Here is a 14794-nt window from a genome sequence, read left to right as displayed (position 1 = left end):
ATGGTGGGCGAGGAGGTGCGCCAGGCCGGTGCGGGGAGACGGGTCGTCAGGTGAGGGTCTCGCGCAGGTCGGGCCGGGCGACGAACGCCTCCAGGACGGTTTCGGCGGTGCGTTCTCCTGGTACTCCGCGAGCAGGTGGCGGACCGACGGGTCGGGGTCGGCGGCCAGCAGCGGGATCAGCTCCGGCGGGAGCAATCGCGAGCCGGCACGGCCCTGACGGGCCAGCAGGTGGGGTGAGGTGGCGCAGGCCCGGTACCAGCGCGTGAGTTCGGGGCCGGCCGGGGCGGGGGGCTGCCACCCGGGAGCTGTGCGGTCGTGCCTGGAACAGCGGGCGGACCGCTGCCGTGGGCGCGAACCTCCTCGTCCGGGTCCTCTGCAGGAGGGCCAGCACCTCGGGGCCGACGTCGTTCCGCTGCGCGACCGCGAGGCGGACCGTGCGGTCGGGATCGCGGGCCAGGCGGTCGAAACGCGTCGGCGGGGGTGTGCCGGTTGGTGCCAGTGACCAGAGGTTGCGCCGATCGGCGAAGCACCGGTCGATCACGGACTGCGGGAGTGCGTGGTGGAGGCAGGATGGGACGCGGGCGTGGCAGTCCCGTTCGGGGAGGTCGGCCTCGTGTGCGGCCGGGTCGTACTCCCGTGTTCGTCCCGGCGCGCGCGGACGGCCGGGTCCGGGTCGGCCCGGAGGGCCTCGCGCTGGTCGTCGGTGAGGCTCTGCCAGGTGAAAGGTGGCCTGATGCGCAGCTTGGTCGGGTGGTCGCAGGCTGCGGTAGTAGGAGTGCCGGGATCTGCCGGGAGAAGGGAGGACGAGGCGATCTCGTCGGCGGTCACCAGGTCGTCCGGGTCGGTCGAGGCCGTCATCAGCTCACCACCACCTCTCAGGCAGGGTCGTGCGGGGCCAGACCCACTCGCGCGGCCCGGTGGCCATCCAGCCCGGACCATGGCGGAGGGGTCGTCGGCCAGCAACCCCGCCAGCTCGGGCGGATGCGGCGGTTGCGGCCCAGGTGCCGGCGGACGCCGGAAAGTCCGGGTGTTGGCAGCGCGGCCTCCCAGACCTCCGGCGGCAGGTGCCCCTCGCCGCAGAGCGTCACGCGTGCCTCGCCCGCCTCGGGCGGCGAGCAGGCGGAGCAGGACCTCGGCGGGGCGGCCGGGTTGACGGCGATGCCGTGGAGCCAGGACTCGTGGAGGGGGGGAGGGCATCGGGTGATCCTCCCAGGCGATGGTGTCAGCTGACCAGTTCGCGCTCCAGCGGGGTGCGGAAGCGCGGGGTGACGCGGACCGGGCCGAGCCAGGAGGCGAGGCGGGTGGCCTCGGCCTCGATGGCGGTGCGGGCCTCGGTGCCGGGGTCGGTGAAGAGGCGGTGGACCAGTTCGCCGTCGGGGCGTTGGGCCCAGCCGCCGATGATGCGGCCGTTCCACCAGACGGTGGGGCCGGCGTTGCCGGCGCGGTCGTAGAGGGCGGGGACGTGCGCGGGGTCGAGGTACCAGTCCCGGCCGCGCCAGCCCATGGTGGTCGGGTCGAGGCCGGGGAGCAGGGCGGCCCAGGGGCCGGTGGGGTCGGGGGTCTCCTCGTCGCCGGGGAGGACCAGGCCCACCGTGCCGTCGGCGAGCCGGACCTGAACGGCCGCCAGGTCGGCGAGGGCCTTGCGGGTGTCGCCGAGGGTCCAGCCCGTCCACCACTTGAGGTCGGCCTCGGTGGCCGGGCCGAAGGCCGCCAGCCAGCGGCGGGCCACCTCGGCCTTGGCCTCCCGGACCGGGACGTCGGGCAGCTGCGGGACCGGTGCCCAGGCGTAGCTGCTGCTCAGCCAGGAGCCGCGCGGGCGGCAGCGGCGCACGTGCCCGTCGGAGGCGAGCAGGCGCAGTAGGCGGCTGCCGATGCTCTGGTGGCCGCCGTACGACTTGCCGGGGTTCATCAGGATCGTCTCGCGCAGGGCCGGGAGGTCCTCGGCGAGCTGGGAGGTGGTGGCCTGGCCGCGTGCGGCGAGGGCGGCCAAGGCGTCGCGCTCGGTCTCGGCGAGGCGGGCCTCGTCCCAGCCCTCGGCGCCCTCCCGCAGGTGCTTGAGGAGGGTGGCCCGCTCCTTGACCGCGATGGCCTTGGCCGTCGAGGAGTTGACGTACGGGGCGAACTCCTCGGTCACCGCGAAGATGGTGCGCCGCATGGAGAGCAGCTTGACCAGCGAGACCTCCTCGTAGAGGGCCCGGTCCACCGCCTCGGCCGAGGGCTCCGCGAGGCGGGCGCAGACGGAGAGGTAGACCGTCGCGGCGTCGGTGGAGTGCAGGCCGGCCAGGGCGTCGGCCACCTGGGGGACGGTGGCCGCCCGGTCGGCCGCCCGCAGCAGGTGGCGGTGGCCGAGCCGGGAGCGGCGCTGCTCGTCGGTGATCAGGAGGGGCATGGGGCGAGACTAGCCTGATGCTCTGTCAGGTCGGCCGGTTCGATCGTCAGGTCGGGGAGGGTCGTGGCGGGGGCGGGGCGGGGATCAGGCGGTGGGCTCGTCGTCCTCGGAGGGCGGGAAGGGGTGGCTGAGGCCGAGTGCGTCGAGGAGCTCCTGGCCGACCGGGGTGGGCTGGGTGAGGGTGCCGGAGGCCTTGGGCTGGCGGCCCTTGAGGCCGAGGCCGCGGGCCAGGCCGGCCGGGTTGGTGACCGGGGGGGAGCTGGAAGTGGCGCCAGCCGGGGCGGCGGCCGCTCTGGGTGACCTCGAAGAGGTCGGGCTTGCGCCAGGCGACGAAGGTCCAGTTGCCGCTGGCCTCGTCGACGGCCCAGGCGCCGACCGGGCCGGTGAGCTCGGTGCGGCCGATGGCGTCCAAGGCCGCGCGGGTGAGGTCGGGGAAGCGGCCGTGGACGGAGAGCAGCAGGCGCGAGTGCTTCTGCGCGCTGGCGTCGCCCGCCTCGGCGATGGCCTCGACGGCGCGGGTGACCGGGTCGAGGAGGGTGTGGTTGGCGAGATCCATGACGTGGTCCACGTCGACCATCACGCCGAAGGCCTTGGCGAGCTCCGGGGAGACGTAGGCGGTGATGCGCTCGGGGGAGGCGGCCAGGATGAGGGTGCCGAAGGACTCCACCAGGTGCTCGTAGCGGGCCTGCTCGGAGCGGTCCGCGGCCTGGAAGTCGAGCACGGAGAGCACCAGCACCGCCAGGCTCGCGGTGGCCTCCAGCTCCTCGCCCGGGAGGGTGTCCGGGTCGAGCAGGCCGAGGGGGTCGACGGCGGCCGAGAGCAGGGCGAAGGGGGAGCGGTCGCCGGGCGGCCAGGTGCCGCGGGCGACGAGCTCCAGCAGCAGACGGACCGTCAGGAGACGGGGCATCAGCGGGAGGGCGGGAGTGGCCTTGGCGATCCGGGCCGCGAGGCGGCGGCGGTCCGCGACGGTCTTCTCCTCCTCCGGGCCGCCGCTCTCCCCGGTGGGGGCGAACTCCCAGACGCCGAGGGACTCCGAACGGGGTGGCCGGCCGAGGGCGAAGCCGGTCAGCGGGCCGCCGATCCGCCGTTCGACGGGCGCCGCGCCGCCCTCGGCGTCCAGCGTCTGGAGGAGCCGGGCCAGCTCCTCCATCGCCGGGTGCCGGGCGAACAGTTCTGACGGTACGGTCCCCTGACCACCCTCGGCCGGAACGGCGTTCGGAACTCCGCTGACATCCACGCGACTTCCCCCTCTGCGACGTGCTCTTCGAACCAGGCGTGTCGCTGCCTGCACGCACCGTACCGAGCACCGCCACGTGCACCGATGACCGCCCGCGCTGCAACGGGTGGATCGTAACCCGACCGGCCCCGGACCCGACGGCCGACGTGGGGTCGAGCGGTCGGAGGGGAGTCGGGGTCAGCGGATCGGAGTGAGGTCCGGGAGGGTGCGGCGGTCGGAGGGGCGGGTGGGGCGGTAGGGGGGTCGGGTGCAGGGGTGGGGACGGGGCGGGGTGTCGGAGGGGGTGCGGTCGAGGTGTGGCCAGGCGGGGTGGAGGGCGGCCAGGAGGACGGCGAGGGTGGAGAGGGCGGCGGCGGTGAGGAGGGTGGGGGTGGTGCCGGCGGTGGTGACGGCCAGGCCGCCGAGGAGGCCGCCGAGGGGGATGCCGGCCCAGACGACGGAGTCGCGGACGGCGCGGACCCGGCCGAGCAGGTGACGGGGTGTCCGTTCGAGCAGGACGGCACCGACCACCGGGTTGATGAAGCCCGCGCCGCAGCCGCCGAGCGCGAAGACGGCGAGTACCAGCCCGAGCGGGGCGTCCAGGGCGAGCACCAGGAAGGGCGGGGCGCCGGCGAGGAGGTGGCCGAGGAACAGGACCGGGCGGCGGGGGAGCCGGGGCCCGACGGCGGCGGCCAGCAGGCTGCCGAGCAGGGCGGTCAGGCCGAAGGCGCTCCCGGCCAGGCCGATGCCGGCCGGCCCGTGGCCGGACTCGCGGGCCCAGACGGGGAGCAGCACTCCGGTGAGTGCCGCGTCCACCAGGTTGGTGAAGGAGACCAGCAGGGTGAGGAGCAGGAGCAGCGGCTGGGTGCGTAGGAAGGCCAACCCCTGGGCGCGGCTGGGCCGTTCGGGTGTGGCGGTCAGAGGTGCGGTGATCAGAGGTGCGGTGGTCGGAGGTGTGGCGGTCAGCGGTGCGGTGGTCGGAGCTGCGATGGTCGGAGGCGTGGTGGGGGCGGGCGCGGGGCGGCCGACGGGGTCGGGCAGCAGGGCGATCAGCAGGGCGCCGAGGGCGAAGGAGGCCGCGTTGACCGCCAGGCCGGTGAGCGGGCCGGTGAGGGCGGTGAGCAGGCCGCCGAGGGCGGGGCCGGCGGTGTCGGCGAGGCGGTGGACGGCGCCGAGCAGGCCGGTGGCCCGCTCGATCGGCACTCCGGCGCGGTCGGCCGTGTCGGGGAGCAGGACGTCCTTGGCCAGGTCGCCGGGCCCGCGGACCGCGCCGGTCATCGCGACCAGGACGAGCAGCACGGGCAGCGGGAGCAGGGACAGCCAGTGCAGGAGCGGGATCAGCCCGGCGGCGAGGGCGCTGGCGGCGTCGGTGGTCCAGGAGACGGCGCGGGCGCCGTGCCGGTCGACCAGGCCGCCGCCGAGGCCCTTGCCGAGCACGTACGGGACCAGTTCGCAGAAGGCGGCCAGGCCGGTGGCGGTGGCGCTGCCGGTGCTGACCAGGACGAACCAGGGGAGCGTCACCAGGGCGATTGCGGTGCCCAGGTGCCCGGCCGTCACCGCGGTGAGGACGCCGGTCAGGGGTCTGCGGTCGGGCCCGGGTTCGGGGGCCGGGAACGGACTGTCGCGGGTCATGAGGGGTCCTCGGGAGTGGGACGGGCCGGGGGAGGGCGCGGCGGATCGGCACCGCGCGGGGCGCGGCGCTCGGTCCGAGGCGTATGAGCGGCACTGTAGGACGGCGGCACGGGGCCGTCGCAAGCGAATTGGGTGTTGTTGGTGAGTCGTCAGTTCGTGTGCGGGGTGGGTGAGTTGGACCGGATCGTGATGTTCCGGGAGGGGCGGTATCCGGCCACTCGCTCCTATGATCGGGATCGCCCGGGGGTGCCGGGGTAGGCGGAGCCCGGGGAGGGCGTCGGATGTGGTTCGCCGGTGTGGGCCTGGCCCGGGACGGCTATCGGATCGCCCTGACGGACGGCGCCGGCCGCCGGGTGGGCCCGGAGGAGCTGTACGGGCGGTGCGGGCCGGAGCGTCCGGTGGCCCGGCTGGCGGAGCTCGCGGCACGGGCGCCGGAGGGTCTGGCGGTGGTGGTGGACAGTGCCAACGGGCTGCTGGACGGCCTGCTCGCCGAGGCCGGGGTGGCGGTCTACCGGGCCGATCCGCCGTTGCTGGCGGACGGCCGGGACTCGGCCGACGAGCTTGCCCGACTGGGGAGTTCGCGGTTCGGCGAGCTGGTGCCGCTGGGGCTGGGCAGCTGGATCATGAGCGGCCGGGAACGGGAGATGACGGAGGCCGAGGCCGCCTCCGGGCCGGTCGAGCGCACTCTCGTCGAGGCCGGGCGCTGCCTGCTGGGCGGGGAGGCCGAGGGGGTCGAGCCGACCGTGGCGCTCACCTTCGACGACGGGCCGCATCCCGAACACACGCCCCGGGTCCTGGAGTTGCTCGGCGGGTACGGCATCCGGGCGGCCTTCTTCTGTATCGGCCTGCACGCGCTGGCCCACCCGGAGCTGGTCCGCCGGATCGTGGCGGAGGGCCACGTCCTGGGCAACCACACCTGGTCGCACGCCTACCTGCCCGACCTCGGCCCGGCCGGGCTGCGGCACCAGCTGGGCTCCACCGGGGAGGCGCTGGCCGAGGCCTCCGGGGCCGGCCTGCCCACCCTGATGCGGCCGCCCTACGGCGGGCGCAGCCCCGAACTGATGGAGCGGGTGGCCGAGTTGGGGCTCACCACGGTGCTGTGGGACGTGGAGACCAACGACTGGGCCAGGCCGGGAGCGGAGGTCATCGCCGACCGGGTGCTGCGGCAGGTGAGGCCGGGCTCCGTGGTGCTGATGCACGACGGTGGCGGTGACCGCTCGCAGACGGTGGCGGCACTGCCGCTGGTGGTCGACGGCCTGCGGCGGCGGGGCTACCGCTTCGTCACGCCGGACGAACTGCTGCGCCCCCGGAGCCGCGTGCAGGCGGTTCCGGGGGCGGTCAGGTCAGGCTGAGGGCAGGGCCGTTCAGCCGCCGACCACGGGGTAGTGGTCGGAGAGGTCGTTGTAGGTGTAGCTCTTGCCCCAGCTGGAGACGGTCCACGGGTTGCTGTGGAAGCGGACCACGTTGTTGGTGTAGCTCTGCGGGCGGGCGTGGTCGGCCCGGTAGAGGACGTAGTCCAGGTCCTCCTTCGGCTCGCCCGGGTAGCGGTAGGCGGCGATGGAGTTGTCGGCGGTGTCGAAGGAGTTGACCCAGCCGGTGCGGCTGGTGGCCGGGGCGAGGTTGCCGTTGGCCAGCATCGACGGGTACTCGGAGTCGTGCGAGTTGACGTTCAGGTCGCCGGTGACGATGACCGGCTCGCTCGCCGGGATGTTCTTGGCGTCGATGAAGTTCTTCATCGCGGTGAGCTGGGCGGCCCGGACGGTGGCCGGCTGGCCGCTGGAGCAGCCCGAGTCGGTGGACTGCAGGTGGGTGCCGATCACGTGGGTGCGCTGGCCGTTGACGTTCAGCACGGCGTACACGAAGCCCTTGTTGGACCACCAGTCGGCGCCGCAGGCGTCCTTGTAGACGTACTGCTCCTTGCGCAGGATCGGCCACTTGCTGAGCAGGGTGACGCCGCCGTCCTCCGGGGTGGTGGAGGAGTAGCTGCCGGAGGTGGCGTCCCAGCCGGAGGTGGAGCGGCCGACCACCGGGGTCTGGTACGGGTAGGCCGCCTTGGCGAGCGACTGGAGCTTGTCGGAGGCGGCGTTGTCGAACGCCTCCTGGAGCACCACCACGTCGTTGCCCTGGAAGAAGGAGGCCGCCGCGATCTCCTTGGCGCGCAGGTCCTGGCCCCAGTTCGGGTACAGGCTGGTGCTCATCAGGAAGACGTTGTAGGTCAGCACCTTGAGCGGGGCGACGGTGACGGGCGCCGACTCGGCGTGCGCGGAGGGGACGGCCAGGGTGCCGAGCACGGCGGCAGCGGCGGCGGCGGTGACGGCACGGCGGAGGGACCGGTGGGGCATCGAGGCTCCGAGGTGAGAGGGTCTGAGGGTGACGGGGGGCTCGTCAACGGACGAGGTGTTGTGCAGTCAACTTGTGGCCGGTCACCGGCGGCAAGACGCCGGGAGAGCATCAGATGAACTCGGCTGGAACTAGACCTACTGTCCAGTACGAACGATCTGCCGATCCGTTCGAAGCCGGTGCAACCTTCCTCCGGGGCCGTGCGTAGACAGGTGTGCAGGCAGGTCGGAGAGAACGAACGGGGCGGGACGGAAGATGACGGACGAGGAGTACGGCGCGTTCTACCGCGCCTCCTTCGCCCTGTTGGTGCGTCAGCTGTACGCGATGACGGGCGACTTCGGGGAGGCGCAGGACGCCGTCCAGGAGGCCTTCGTCCGGGGGTGGGACCGCAGGTCCAAGCTCAGCCGGGACGAGGGCGGCCCGGAGGCCTGGATCCGCACCGTCGCCTGGCGGCTCGCGGTGAGCCGCTGGCGGCGCGCCCGGCGCGGGCGCGAGCTTGAGCAGGAGCGGATGCGGTTCGCCCCGCAGGTCGCCGCCGCGCCCGGCCTGGAGCACACCGAACTGGTCGCCGCGCTGCGGCGGCTCCCCGCACCGCAGCGGCAGGCGGTGGTGCTCCACCACCTCTGCGACCTGTCGCTGCAACAGATCGCCGCGGAGACCGGAGCGGCCCTCGGCACCGTCAAGGCCCGGCTCTCGCGCGGCCGGGCGGCGCTGGCCGAGCACCTGCGCGAACAGCCGGACCAACTGACCGTGGTCGAGGGCGGCCGCCGGACGGAGGCGAACCACTGTGCATGACAGCGACGCGACGCCGGAGCTAGACGAACTGACCGTCCTGATCCGGGGAATGGCCGCCGAGGCGCCGACCGCGCTGCCCCTGCCGTACGAGGCCCTGCGCCACGCCGGGCGGGCCAGGCGGCGACGGCGGCGGACCGGGATGGCCGCCCTCGGCACGGCGCTGGCGATCGGCGGGGGCGCGGTGCTCTGGCCGGGGAGCGGACCGGCTGTCGAGGAGCTGAGCGGGCGGCCGGCGCCGGTGGTCTCGACGGCGTTCGGCACGCCGCCGCCGACCGACCGGCCCTTGGATGGTGGCGGCCCAGCCGGTCCCGTCGGCGACCGAGGACCCGGGGCCGGAGCCGTTGCCGCCCGGCCAGGTGCGCGCGGTGGTCGACCTCTCCTCGTTCGACGTGCGCGTCAACGGGACGGACGCCGCCCGGCCGTGCAGCGTGGGCGGACCGGGCTCCCCGACCCCGTCCGGGCGGATGACCGTGATCTCCCGTCAGGCGGTGGTGGTGATGGACTCGCAGACCGGCCCGTTCCTGACCGTGGGTGACAAGAGCACGTACCACCTCGAACTGAACTGGGCGGTGAAGCTCTCCGCCCCCGACGGCACCTCGGTCTGGATCGCCGAGATGCCCTGGCGCGCGCCGGGCTCCAGCGGGTCCACGGCGGGGGGACATCGGTCTGGGGAGGGGGGACGCCCGCTGGTTCTACGAGCGGGTGGCGGTCGGGGACACGGTGGAGGTGCGGAAGTAGCGCCGGGGGCACGCGCGGCTGGGCCGGGAGCGAAGGGGAACGGCAGCGCGTGCCACCGGCTGACGTGCCCCGAACTCACGTGCGCCGCCTTCCGGTTCGCGCCCGCGCGGCGGAGCCGCCGATCAGCAGGGCCCCGCGCCCCTCGTGGCCCTCGGGCCACGGTTGGCGTAACCGTCGGATGATCCGTGTCGTTGGACAAGTAGGTCAGGGACGGTGCGACGTGGGGAGCTGAGGGTGCTGGGGCTGAGCGGAGAATCGGTCCGCCTCACCGATGCCGAGGCGGCGTTGGTGGCCAACTACCCACGGCTGGTCGGGATCGCCCGGTTCGTGCTGCCGGACGGCAGGACGCGGCACCGGCGGGGTGCTGGCCGCCCACGCGGCCGTGCAGCGTGCGCTGCCGCTGCGGGGCCCGGAGACGGAGAACCCGGCGCAGACGTACGCCGTGCTGCGGCCTGCGGCTGCTCCGGGGCGTGCTGCGGCCTCGGCGGCGCGACCGGGCTGCGGCCGGGGCCGGTGGTGCTGGGGCTGCGGCTGTTCAGCATGGGCGGCGACCCGGACGAGCTGATGCTGGACAGGGAGTTGGGGGCGCTGCCCCGCCCCGCGCGGGCGGCGTTCGCGCTGGGGCTGGTGGACGGTCTGACGCCGGACCGGGTGACCGGGCTGCTGGTCGAGGCCGGGGTGGCGGAGGCGGAGGCGGCGCGGGCCGTCCGGGCGGCCGGGCCCGCGTTGGCGGCGGCCCGGGCGCGCGGGGACGGGCCGGAGCACTGGCCGGGGTTCGACGCCTGCCGGGTGCGGGTGCAGCCGAGCGACCTGCTGCGGCGGCGCCGGGTGGCCGGCGGGGTGGCCGGGGTCCTGGTACTGACCGCCGCGGGGTTCGGGGTGGCGGCGCCCTCGTCGACCACGGCGGTGCGGCCGCCGTCCGCCCCGCCGCCGATGGCCGCGGCGGCGGCCCGGTCGGAGGTGGTGCGGGTCGCGGACGACCTGTGGCGGCGGACCGCCCGGGTCGACTTCACCGCCTGGCCCGGCCGGGGGGACCGGCGGACCGACGGGGCGTTGGTGGACCGGGCGGTGGCCGCCTGGCGGGCGGCGGGTCCGGGGACGGCGGTGGAGGCCGGTACGGTGGCCCGGCCGCCGGTGGAGGCACCGCACCTGCTGTACGCCGGGACGGTGGACGGCACGACGGTGGTGCTGCTGTTCGACGGTGCCCGGCTGGCCCGGTACACCGACGGGCCGACCGGTGGGCTGCTGCTGGGGCGGGCCGAGGACTCCGACGTGACCAGCGCGGCGGCCGTGGTGCTGACCAGGACCGCCGCGGGCGTTCGGTACCTGCTGGCGCCGTGGATCGACGGCAGCGAGACCCGGCGGATCGACCAACCGGCGGTCGCGGCGCAGCCGTTGGCGAAGGCGGACGGGGTCACCGGGCCGGTCCCGATGGTGGCGGTGGCGACCGGTTGCCCGGCGCCGATGGTGCTCCAGCTGCGCTCGACCCCGGTGGTGGCCGAGCAACACGCCTTCCTGCTGGCCGACTTGGGAGGGCTGCGGCCGGCCCGGCTGAGCTACACCCCCGCCACCGGAGCAGGGACCGGCGCGGTCGCCCCGGGAGGCGGTGAGCGCGGAGGCGCTGCGGCTGTGGGCGTCGGCCGGCTGTGTGGCACCCGATGTCACAGCGGGAGTACGGCAGTTGAACCTGTGGGCGTTCGCCGGGCAGGCGCTGCCGGAGAACGCCGGGCGGGCGGAGTGGCTCTGCCTGCGGGCCGACCGGTGGGGCGGGGACGGCAGCGCGGCCACCGCCGTCCTGCTGCCGGGTGCCAAGACGGCGCAGCGGACCGGGCGGGCGGAGGGGCGGGCCTGCAGCCGCTACGAGCAGGACACCCTGGGGTGGACCTGGTGGCGCTCGCCGCAGGGCGTGGAGTACGTGCTCGCGGCGGCCAGCCGGCGGGTGGAGCGGATCCGGCTGAGCGGCCCGGGCTGGGGGGTGGAGCAGGCGCCGGCGGACCGCACGCTGGAGGTGGTGCGGCCCCGCCGCGAGCAGGTCACGGTCGAGGCCGTCCAGCGCAACGGCACCTTCCTCGTCCCACTGCCCTGAGCCTCCGTCAGGCACCCGCCCGGCGACCGAAGTCCTCGGCGACCAGGCGGTCCGCCCAGCGGCGCAGGACGTCCGCGACCGGTGCCTGTGCAAGGCCGGCGGCGCGGGCCAGCCGGTCCGCGGAGGCGGTGTCGTAGCGCTCCTCGGACAGGAAGGACAGGGTCTCCGGGTCGGCGCCGGTGAGGGCCTGCGGGAGGCGGCGGACCAGGCCGACCGGGATCCGCAGCCGGGGCGGGCGGACGCCCAGGTGAGCGGCCAGGAGGCCGATCAGCTCCGGGAGTTCGGGGGTGGTGGGGTCGAGCACGGTGTGCCGGGTGAGCGGTTCGCTGTCGTGCTCGGGAGTGGCCGCCAGAAAGCGGGCCAGGTGGTCGACGGCCACCACCGGGACGAAGGTGCGGCGGCTGCCCGGCAGGGCGGGCAGCCGGCCCCGGTGCAGCTGGTCGACCAGGGTGGCCAGGCCGAGGTACTGCCCGGCCTCCCCCGTGGTGGAGTGTCCGACCACTGCGCTGGGGCTCACCACGCTGAGCGGCAGGCCGAGTTGCGGTGCCAGGGCGCGCAGGGCCGAGTCACCCTCGGACTTGGAGGCCTCGTAGGCGCCGAGCGTGCGGTACAGCCGGTCGGCCTCGGCGGGCGGCAGCGGGACGGGGCGGTCGCCGACACCGGTAGCCGGAGAGGTGGACCAGGCGGCGGAGGCCGGGGCGGGCGGCCGCCCAGCGGGCGACGTGCAGCGCTCCGTCGTGGTTGGCGGCCCGGGCCTCGGGGCGGCCGAGGCCGAAGCGGTAGAGCGCGGCGAGGTTGTGGGACGTCCCGGACGTCGTGGAGGCGGGCCTCGTCGGCGGGGGAGAGGCCGAGGTCCGGGCGGGTGATGTCGGCGGTGACGTTGGTGAGGCGGTCGGCCGGGGCGTCGTGGGCGGCGAGCCAGTCACGGAGGGCGGCGGCCCGGCCGGGGCGGGTGGCGGCGGCCACGGGGCGCCCCTGGGTGAGGAGTTCGAGGACCAGCCAGCGGCCGATGAAGCCGTTGGCGCCGAGGACGAGGGTGGACATGGGTACTCCTTATGAGTGGACCGGTCTACATATTCTGTGGACGTGGTGGACGTGGACGTGGACGTGAGTGGGTGCGGTCGGTGCTGAGGGTGATCAGGCCAGCAGGAGGGCGGCCGAGCGGGCCGCCTGGTCCAGCGGGAGGCGGCTGTGCTGGACGCGGGCGAGCAGGAGGGCGCCCTCGATCAGCGCGAGGACGGCTCCGGCGGTCGCGTCGGCGGCGGCCCGGTCCCCGGCCCTCCTCGGTCAGCAGCTCGGCGAGGGTGGACTGCCAGTCCGCGTAGGTGTCGGCGCAGAGGCGGCGCAGCGGCTCGTTGGTGGCCGCCACCTCCAGTGCGACGGTGGCGATCGGGCAGCCCTTGCGGTAGTCGGACTGCTCCATCCGCTCGGCCAGCAGGCCGACCAGGGTGGTCACGGTCGCCGGCGGGCGTTCTCCGGTGGGAGGCGCCGACGGTCTCGATCATGGCCCGATCTCCTGGGCCGGCCTCGGTGAGCGCCCTGGGCGACCAACTGCGTCCTGCCGGGACGGGAAGGTGGAAGTAGAGCGAACGCGGGGGGCTCCGCTCTCGGCCAGCACCACGGTTGAGGCCGTGCCCGAGTATCCGTCGCGCCTCCATCAGGTCCCGGTGGCGCGGACCAGCCGCGCCCGGGTTCTCCTCGCCCTTGGGCTACATGGGCAGCAGAGTAGAACGGTCGTCATATTCGCGTCCAGTGACGAGGGCTGTGGTGGCCGGTAGGCGCCCCGCAGGGGCGCGAGGAAACTGCGCGGTTCGGGAGGCGACGCACCTGCGGACCTGAGCTCCGTCAGCCGGTTGCAGGTGCTGCCGTTCCCCCGCGCAGAGTTCCTCGCGCCCCCGGGTTGACCACTTCCGCCAGGTCAGGAGGAGATCCCCTTCGCCGCCCAGAAGTCGGCGCGGGCGAGGCGGCTGGGTGTCGGTCTGGTCGGTGAAGAAGCCGTCGACGCCCTGGTCCATCAGGAAGCGGGCCCAGGCGATGGAGTCGCCGTAGGCGTTGGGGTCGGTGCCGCGGCGGAAGTCGGCGGGAGGAAGGCGTTCTCGTTGCGCAGGGTGTACGGGTGCAGCAGGAGCCTGGCGGCGTGGGCGTCGGCGACCAGGGTGGTGACCGGCGGAGCTTGCCGGTGGCGGGGTCGACCGGGGCGATCAGGTTGGTGGTCGGGCCGATGCCGTGGGCGTAGCCGGCGATCCAGCGCAGGCCGGCCGGGGTGACCAGGTCGGCGACGGTGCGCGGGTCCTTGGCCAGGACGAAGTCGTAGGGCTGGGTGCCGGCGTCGCTGAGCAGCTGGATGCGCGGGTTGTCGACCAGCTTGGCCAGGCGCTGGAGGCTGCTCGGCTCGAAGGACTGCAGGACGGCCCGCCCGTTGCGGGCCGGCCAGCCCGGCGCGCCGGAGCTCGGCGGCGAGGCGCTCCTCGAGCGGCAGGCCGATGGAGCGGAAGTAGGGAGGGGTGCTTGGTCTCGGGGTAGAGCCAGACCTCGCGGCCGGTGGTGCGGGCGCGGCGGGCGGCGAACTCGGCGACCTCGCGGAAGGTGGGGATTGCCCAGCGGCCGTCGTAGAGGGTGTTGTGCTGGCGCTGGAGCGGCAGCCGCTCCTTGGCGCGCAGGGTGCGCAGCTCGGCGAGGGTGAAGTCCTCGGTGAACCAGCCGGTGACGGCCTTGCCGTCGATGGTCTTGGTGGTCCTGCGGGCCGCGAACTCCTTGTGGTCGGCGACGTCGGTGGTGCCGCCGATCTCGTTCTCGTGACGGACCACCAGGTGGCCGTCCTTGGTGGGCACCAGGTCCTGCTCGATCACGTCGGCGCCGAGGTCCAGGGCGTGCTCGTAGGAGCCGATGGTGTGCTCGGGGCGGTAGCCGCTGGCGCCGCGGTGGGCGACCACCAGGGGGTGGGGGAGCCGGTCCAGGCCGGTGCCGGTGCGCACGGCGGGGCGGGTGCCGGGGGTCCGCAGGGCCTCCGGGGCCTCCTCCGCGCCCTGGTGACCCTGGCCGTCCGCGGCGGCGGCCGGCACGATGCCGGACCCGAACGCGGCGGCGCCGACGCCGACCGCTCCGCCCGCCCGGAGGAACCAGCGGCGCGAGGTCTCTGGGCTGTGAAGGTCCGTCATGTCGTCTCCCCGGTCGGTGTCCTGTCCGTCCGTACGGTAGGAGGCGGGCGTCGCCCTGTCGGTGCCCACCGGGCGAACCCTGTGGAAAGCTCCAGTGACGGGCCGGTGGGGAGGGCGGGGCGGCTGGAGGATCCGTGGTCCGGGTCAAAGCTTCGCAATCGCCTCGGGAATGGTGTTGAGAGGGTCTGGAAATCGCTTGGAAATCTGATCGTAAATTCCCCTAAAAGAGCGTCAGATGCCCTGGTGGGAGCGGGTGGTGCGTGCTCCGAAGGTCCGCTACGGTGTGCCGAAAAATCTCTCCCGAGGTGTGTGCAGATGAGGCTCACTCCCCATGAGCAGGAACGCCTGCTCATCCACGTCGCGGCCGACGTGGCCCGTTCCGGCGGGCCCGTGGCCTTCGGCTCAACCACCCCGAGGCGGTCGCCCTGATCACCTCGCAC

At 74.7% G+C, this 14794-nt stretch carries 14 protein-coding genes and 2 pseudogenes; 4 read left to right on the top strand and 12 right to left on the bottom strand.

What is annotated here, in order from left to right:
• The 5 genes from ABD946_RS30150 to ABD946_RS30130 form a co-directional block, all read right to left on the bottom strand.
• Window positions 1-195, bottom strand: a 195-nt coding sequence (locus tag ABD946_RS30150; RefSeq protein WP_345288722.1) for a hypothetical protein, incomplete at its 3' end; no start/stop codon positions are given.
• A gap of 342 nt (window positions 196-537) precedes the next feature.
• A complete protein-coding gene (locus tag ABD946_RS30145) occupies window positions 538-858 on the bottom strand; it encodes a hypothetical protein (RefSeq protein WP_345288721.1) in 321 nt (106 codons plus the stop codon).
• Between the two features lie 364 nt (window positions 859-1222).
• Entirely contained in the window at window positions 1223-2389 is a 1167-nt protein-coding gene (locus tag ABD946_RS30140; RefSeq protein ID WP_345288720.1) for a winged helix DNA-binding domain-containing protein, read from the bottom strand.
• A gap of 46 nt (window positions 2390-2435) precedes the next feature.
• Window positions 2436-3626: a hypothetical protein gene (locus tag ABD946_RS30135; protein WP_345288719.1), complete on the bottom strand. Its 1191-nt coding sequence runs from the start codon at window positions 3624-3626 to the stop codon at window positions 2436-2438.
• Between the two features lie 177 nt (window positions 3627-3803).
• Window positions 3804-5237: an MFS transporter gene (locus ABD946_RS30130; RefSeq protein ID WP_345288718.1), complete on the bottom strand. Its 1434-nt coding sequence runs from the start codon at window positions 5235-5237 to the stop codon at window positions 3804-3806.
• 281 nt (window positions 5238-5518) lie between these two features.
• Between ABD946_RS30130 and ABD946_RS30125 the strand changes: the two genes are divergently transcribed.
• Complete coding sequence (locus ABD946_RS30125; protein WP_345288717.1) at window positions 5519-6589, top strand: polysaccharide deacetylase family protein; 1071 nt, start codon at window positions 5519-5521, stop codon at window positions 6587-6589.
• A gap of 12 nt (window positions 6590-6601) precedes the next feature.
• Here ABD946_RS30125 and sph read toward each other — a convergent pair whose 3' ends face one another.
• The gene (sph, locus tag ABD946_RS30120) at window positions 6602-7579 is read right to left on the bottom strand and encodes a sphingomyelin phosphodiesterase (RefSeq protein WP_345288716.1); all 978 of its coding nucleotides are present in this window, start codon (window positions 7577-7579) and stop codon (window positions 6602-6604) included.
• A gap of 253 nt (window positions 7580-7832) precedes the next feature.
• Between sph and ABD946_RS30115 the strand changes: the two genes are divergently transcribed.
• Window positions 7833-8372 carry a SigE family RNA polymerase sigma factor gene (locus ABD946_RS30115; protein WP_345288715.1) on the top strand — a complete coding sequence of 180 codons (540 nt, stop codon included), beginning with the start codon at window positions 7833-7835 and terminating at the stop codon, window positions 8370-8372.
• A 481-nt stretch (window positions 8373-8853) separates the two neighbouring features.
• On the opposite strand, the gene ABD946_RS30110 is transcribed toward ABD946_RS30115, so the two are convergent.
• Both ABD946_RS30110 and ABD946_RS30105 read right to left on the bottom strand, forming a co-directional pair.
• The gene (locus tag ABD946_RS30110; RefSeq protein ID WP_345288714.1) at window positions 8854-9021 is read right to left on the bottom strand and encodes a hypothetical protein; all 168 of its coding nucleotides are present in this window, start codon (window positions 9019-9021) and stop codon (window positions 8854-8856) included.
• Window positions 9022-9406: 385 nt separating this feature from the next.
• Window positions 9407-10528: a hypothetical protein gene (locus tag ABD946_RS30105; RefSeq protein WP_345288713.1), complete on the bottom strand. Its 1122-nt coding sequence runs from the start codon at window positions 10526-10528 to the stop codon at window positions 9407-9409.
• A gap of 263 nt (window positions 10529-10791) precedes the next feature.
• Between ABD946_RS30105 and ABD946_RS30100 the strand changes: the two genes are divergently transcribed.
• Window positions 10792-11196 (top strand): hypothetical protein, encoded by a 405-nt coding sequence (locus ABD946_RS30100; RefSeq protein WP_345288712.1) that lies wholly within the window; start codon window positions 10792-10794, stop codon window positions 11194-11196.
• A gap of 7 nt (window positions 11197-11203) precedes the next feature.
• Here ABD946_RS30100 and ABD946_RS30095 read toward each other — a convergent pair whose 3' ends face one another.
• From ABD946_RS30095 to ABD946_RS30080, 4 genes and pseudogenes are all read right to left on the bottom strand, one after another.
• Window positions 11204-11755, bottom strand: coding sequence for an SDR family oxidoreductase (locus ABD946_RS30095; RefSeq protein ID WP_345288723.1), 552 nt, complete (start codon window positions 11753-11755; stop codon window positions 11204-11206).
• On the bottom strand, window positions 11710-12240 hold the full coding sequence (locus ABD946_RS30090; protein WP_345288711.1) for an SDR family oxidoreductase: 531 nt from the start codon (window positions 12238-12240) through the stop codon (window positions 11710-11712). The genes ABD946_RS30095 and ABD946_RS30090 overlap by 46 nt, the downstream gene beginning before the upstream one ends.
• A 25-nt stretch (window positions 12241-12265) precedes the next feature.
• Window positions 12266-12652 carry an LmrA/YxaF family transcription factor gene (locus tag ABD946_RS30085; protein WP_345288710.1) on the bottom strand — a complete coding sequence of 129 codons (387 nt, stop codon included), beginning with the start codon at window positions 12650-12652 and terminating at the stop codon, window positions 12266-12268.
• Window positions 12653-13166: 514 nt separating this feature from the next.
• Window positions 13167-14354, bottom strand: a pseudogene (locus tag ABD946_RS30080) (glycerophosphodiester phosphodiesterase); the annotation flags it as partial.
• Between the two features lie 315 nt (window positions 14355-14669).
• Between ABD946_RS30080 and ABD946_RS30075 the strand changes: the two are divergent.
• Window positions 14670-14794 (top strand): annotated as a pseudogene (locus tag ABD946_RS30075) (urease subunit gamma); the annotation flags it as partial.

Origin of the sequence: Kitasatospora albolonga (assembly GCF_039535905.1) — a bacterium.
GTDB lineage: Bacteria > Actinomycetota > Actinomycetes > Streptomycetales > Streptomycetaceae > Kitasatospora > Kitasatospora albolonga.
Note: the sequence above shows the minus strand (reverse complement) of the source record. Positions and strands in the feature narration are given on the sequence as shown.

What these genes read in the sequence shown, in the direction of transcription:
- ABD946_RS30145 (WP_345288721.1), bottom strand. Translation starts at nt 858, where the DNA reads ATGACGGCCTCGACCGACCCGGACGACCTGGTGACCGCCGACGAGATC.
- ABD946_RS30130 (WP_345288718.1), bottom strand. Translation starts at nt 5,237, where the DNA reads ATGACCCGCGACAGTCCGTTCCCGGCCCCCGAACCCGGGCCCGACCGC.
- ABD946_RS30140 (WP_345288720.1), bottom strand. Translation starts at nt 2,389, where the DNA reads ATGCCCCTCCTGATCACCGACGAGCAGCGCCGCTCCCGGCTCGGCCAC.
- ABD946_RS30090 (WP_345288711.1), bottom strand. Translation starts at nt 12,240, where the DNA reads ATGTCCACCCTCGTCCTCGGCGCCAACGGCTTCATCGGCCGCTGGCTG.
- ABD946_RS30115 (WP_345288715.1), top strand. Translation starts at nt 7,833, where the DNA reads ATGACGGACGAGGAGTACGGCGCGTTCTACCGCGCCTCCTTCGCCCTG.
- ABD946_RS30125 (WP_345288717.1), top strand. Translation starts at nt 5,519, where the DNA reads ATGTGGTTCGCCGGTGTGGGCCTGGCCCGGGACGGCTATCGGATCGCC.
- sph (WP_345288716.1), bottom strand. Translation starts at nt 7,579, where the DNA reads ATGCCCCACCGGTCCCTCCGCCGTGCCGTCACCGCCGCCGCCGCTGCC.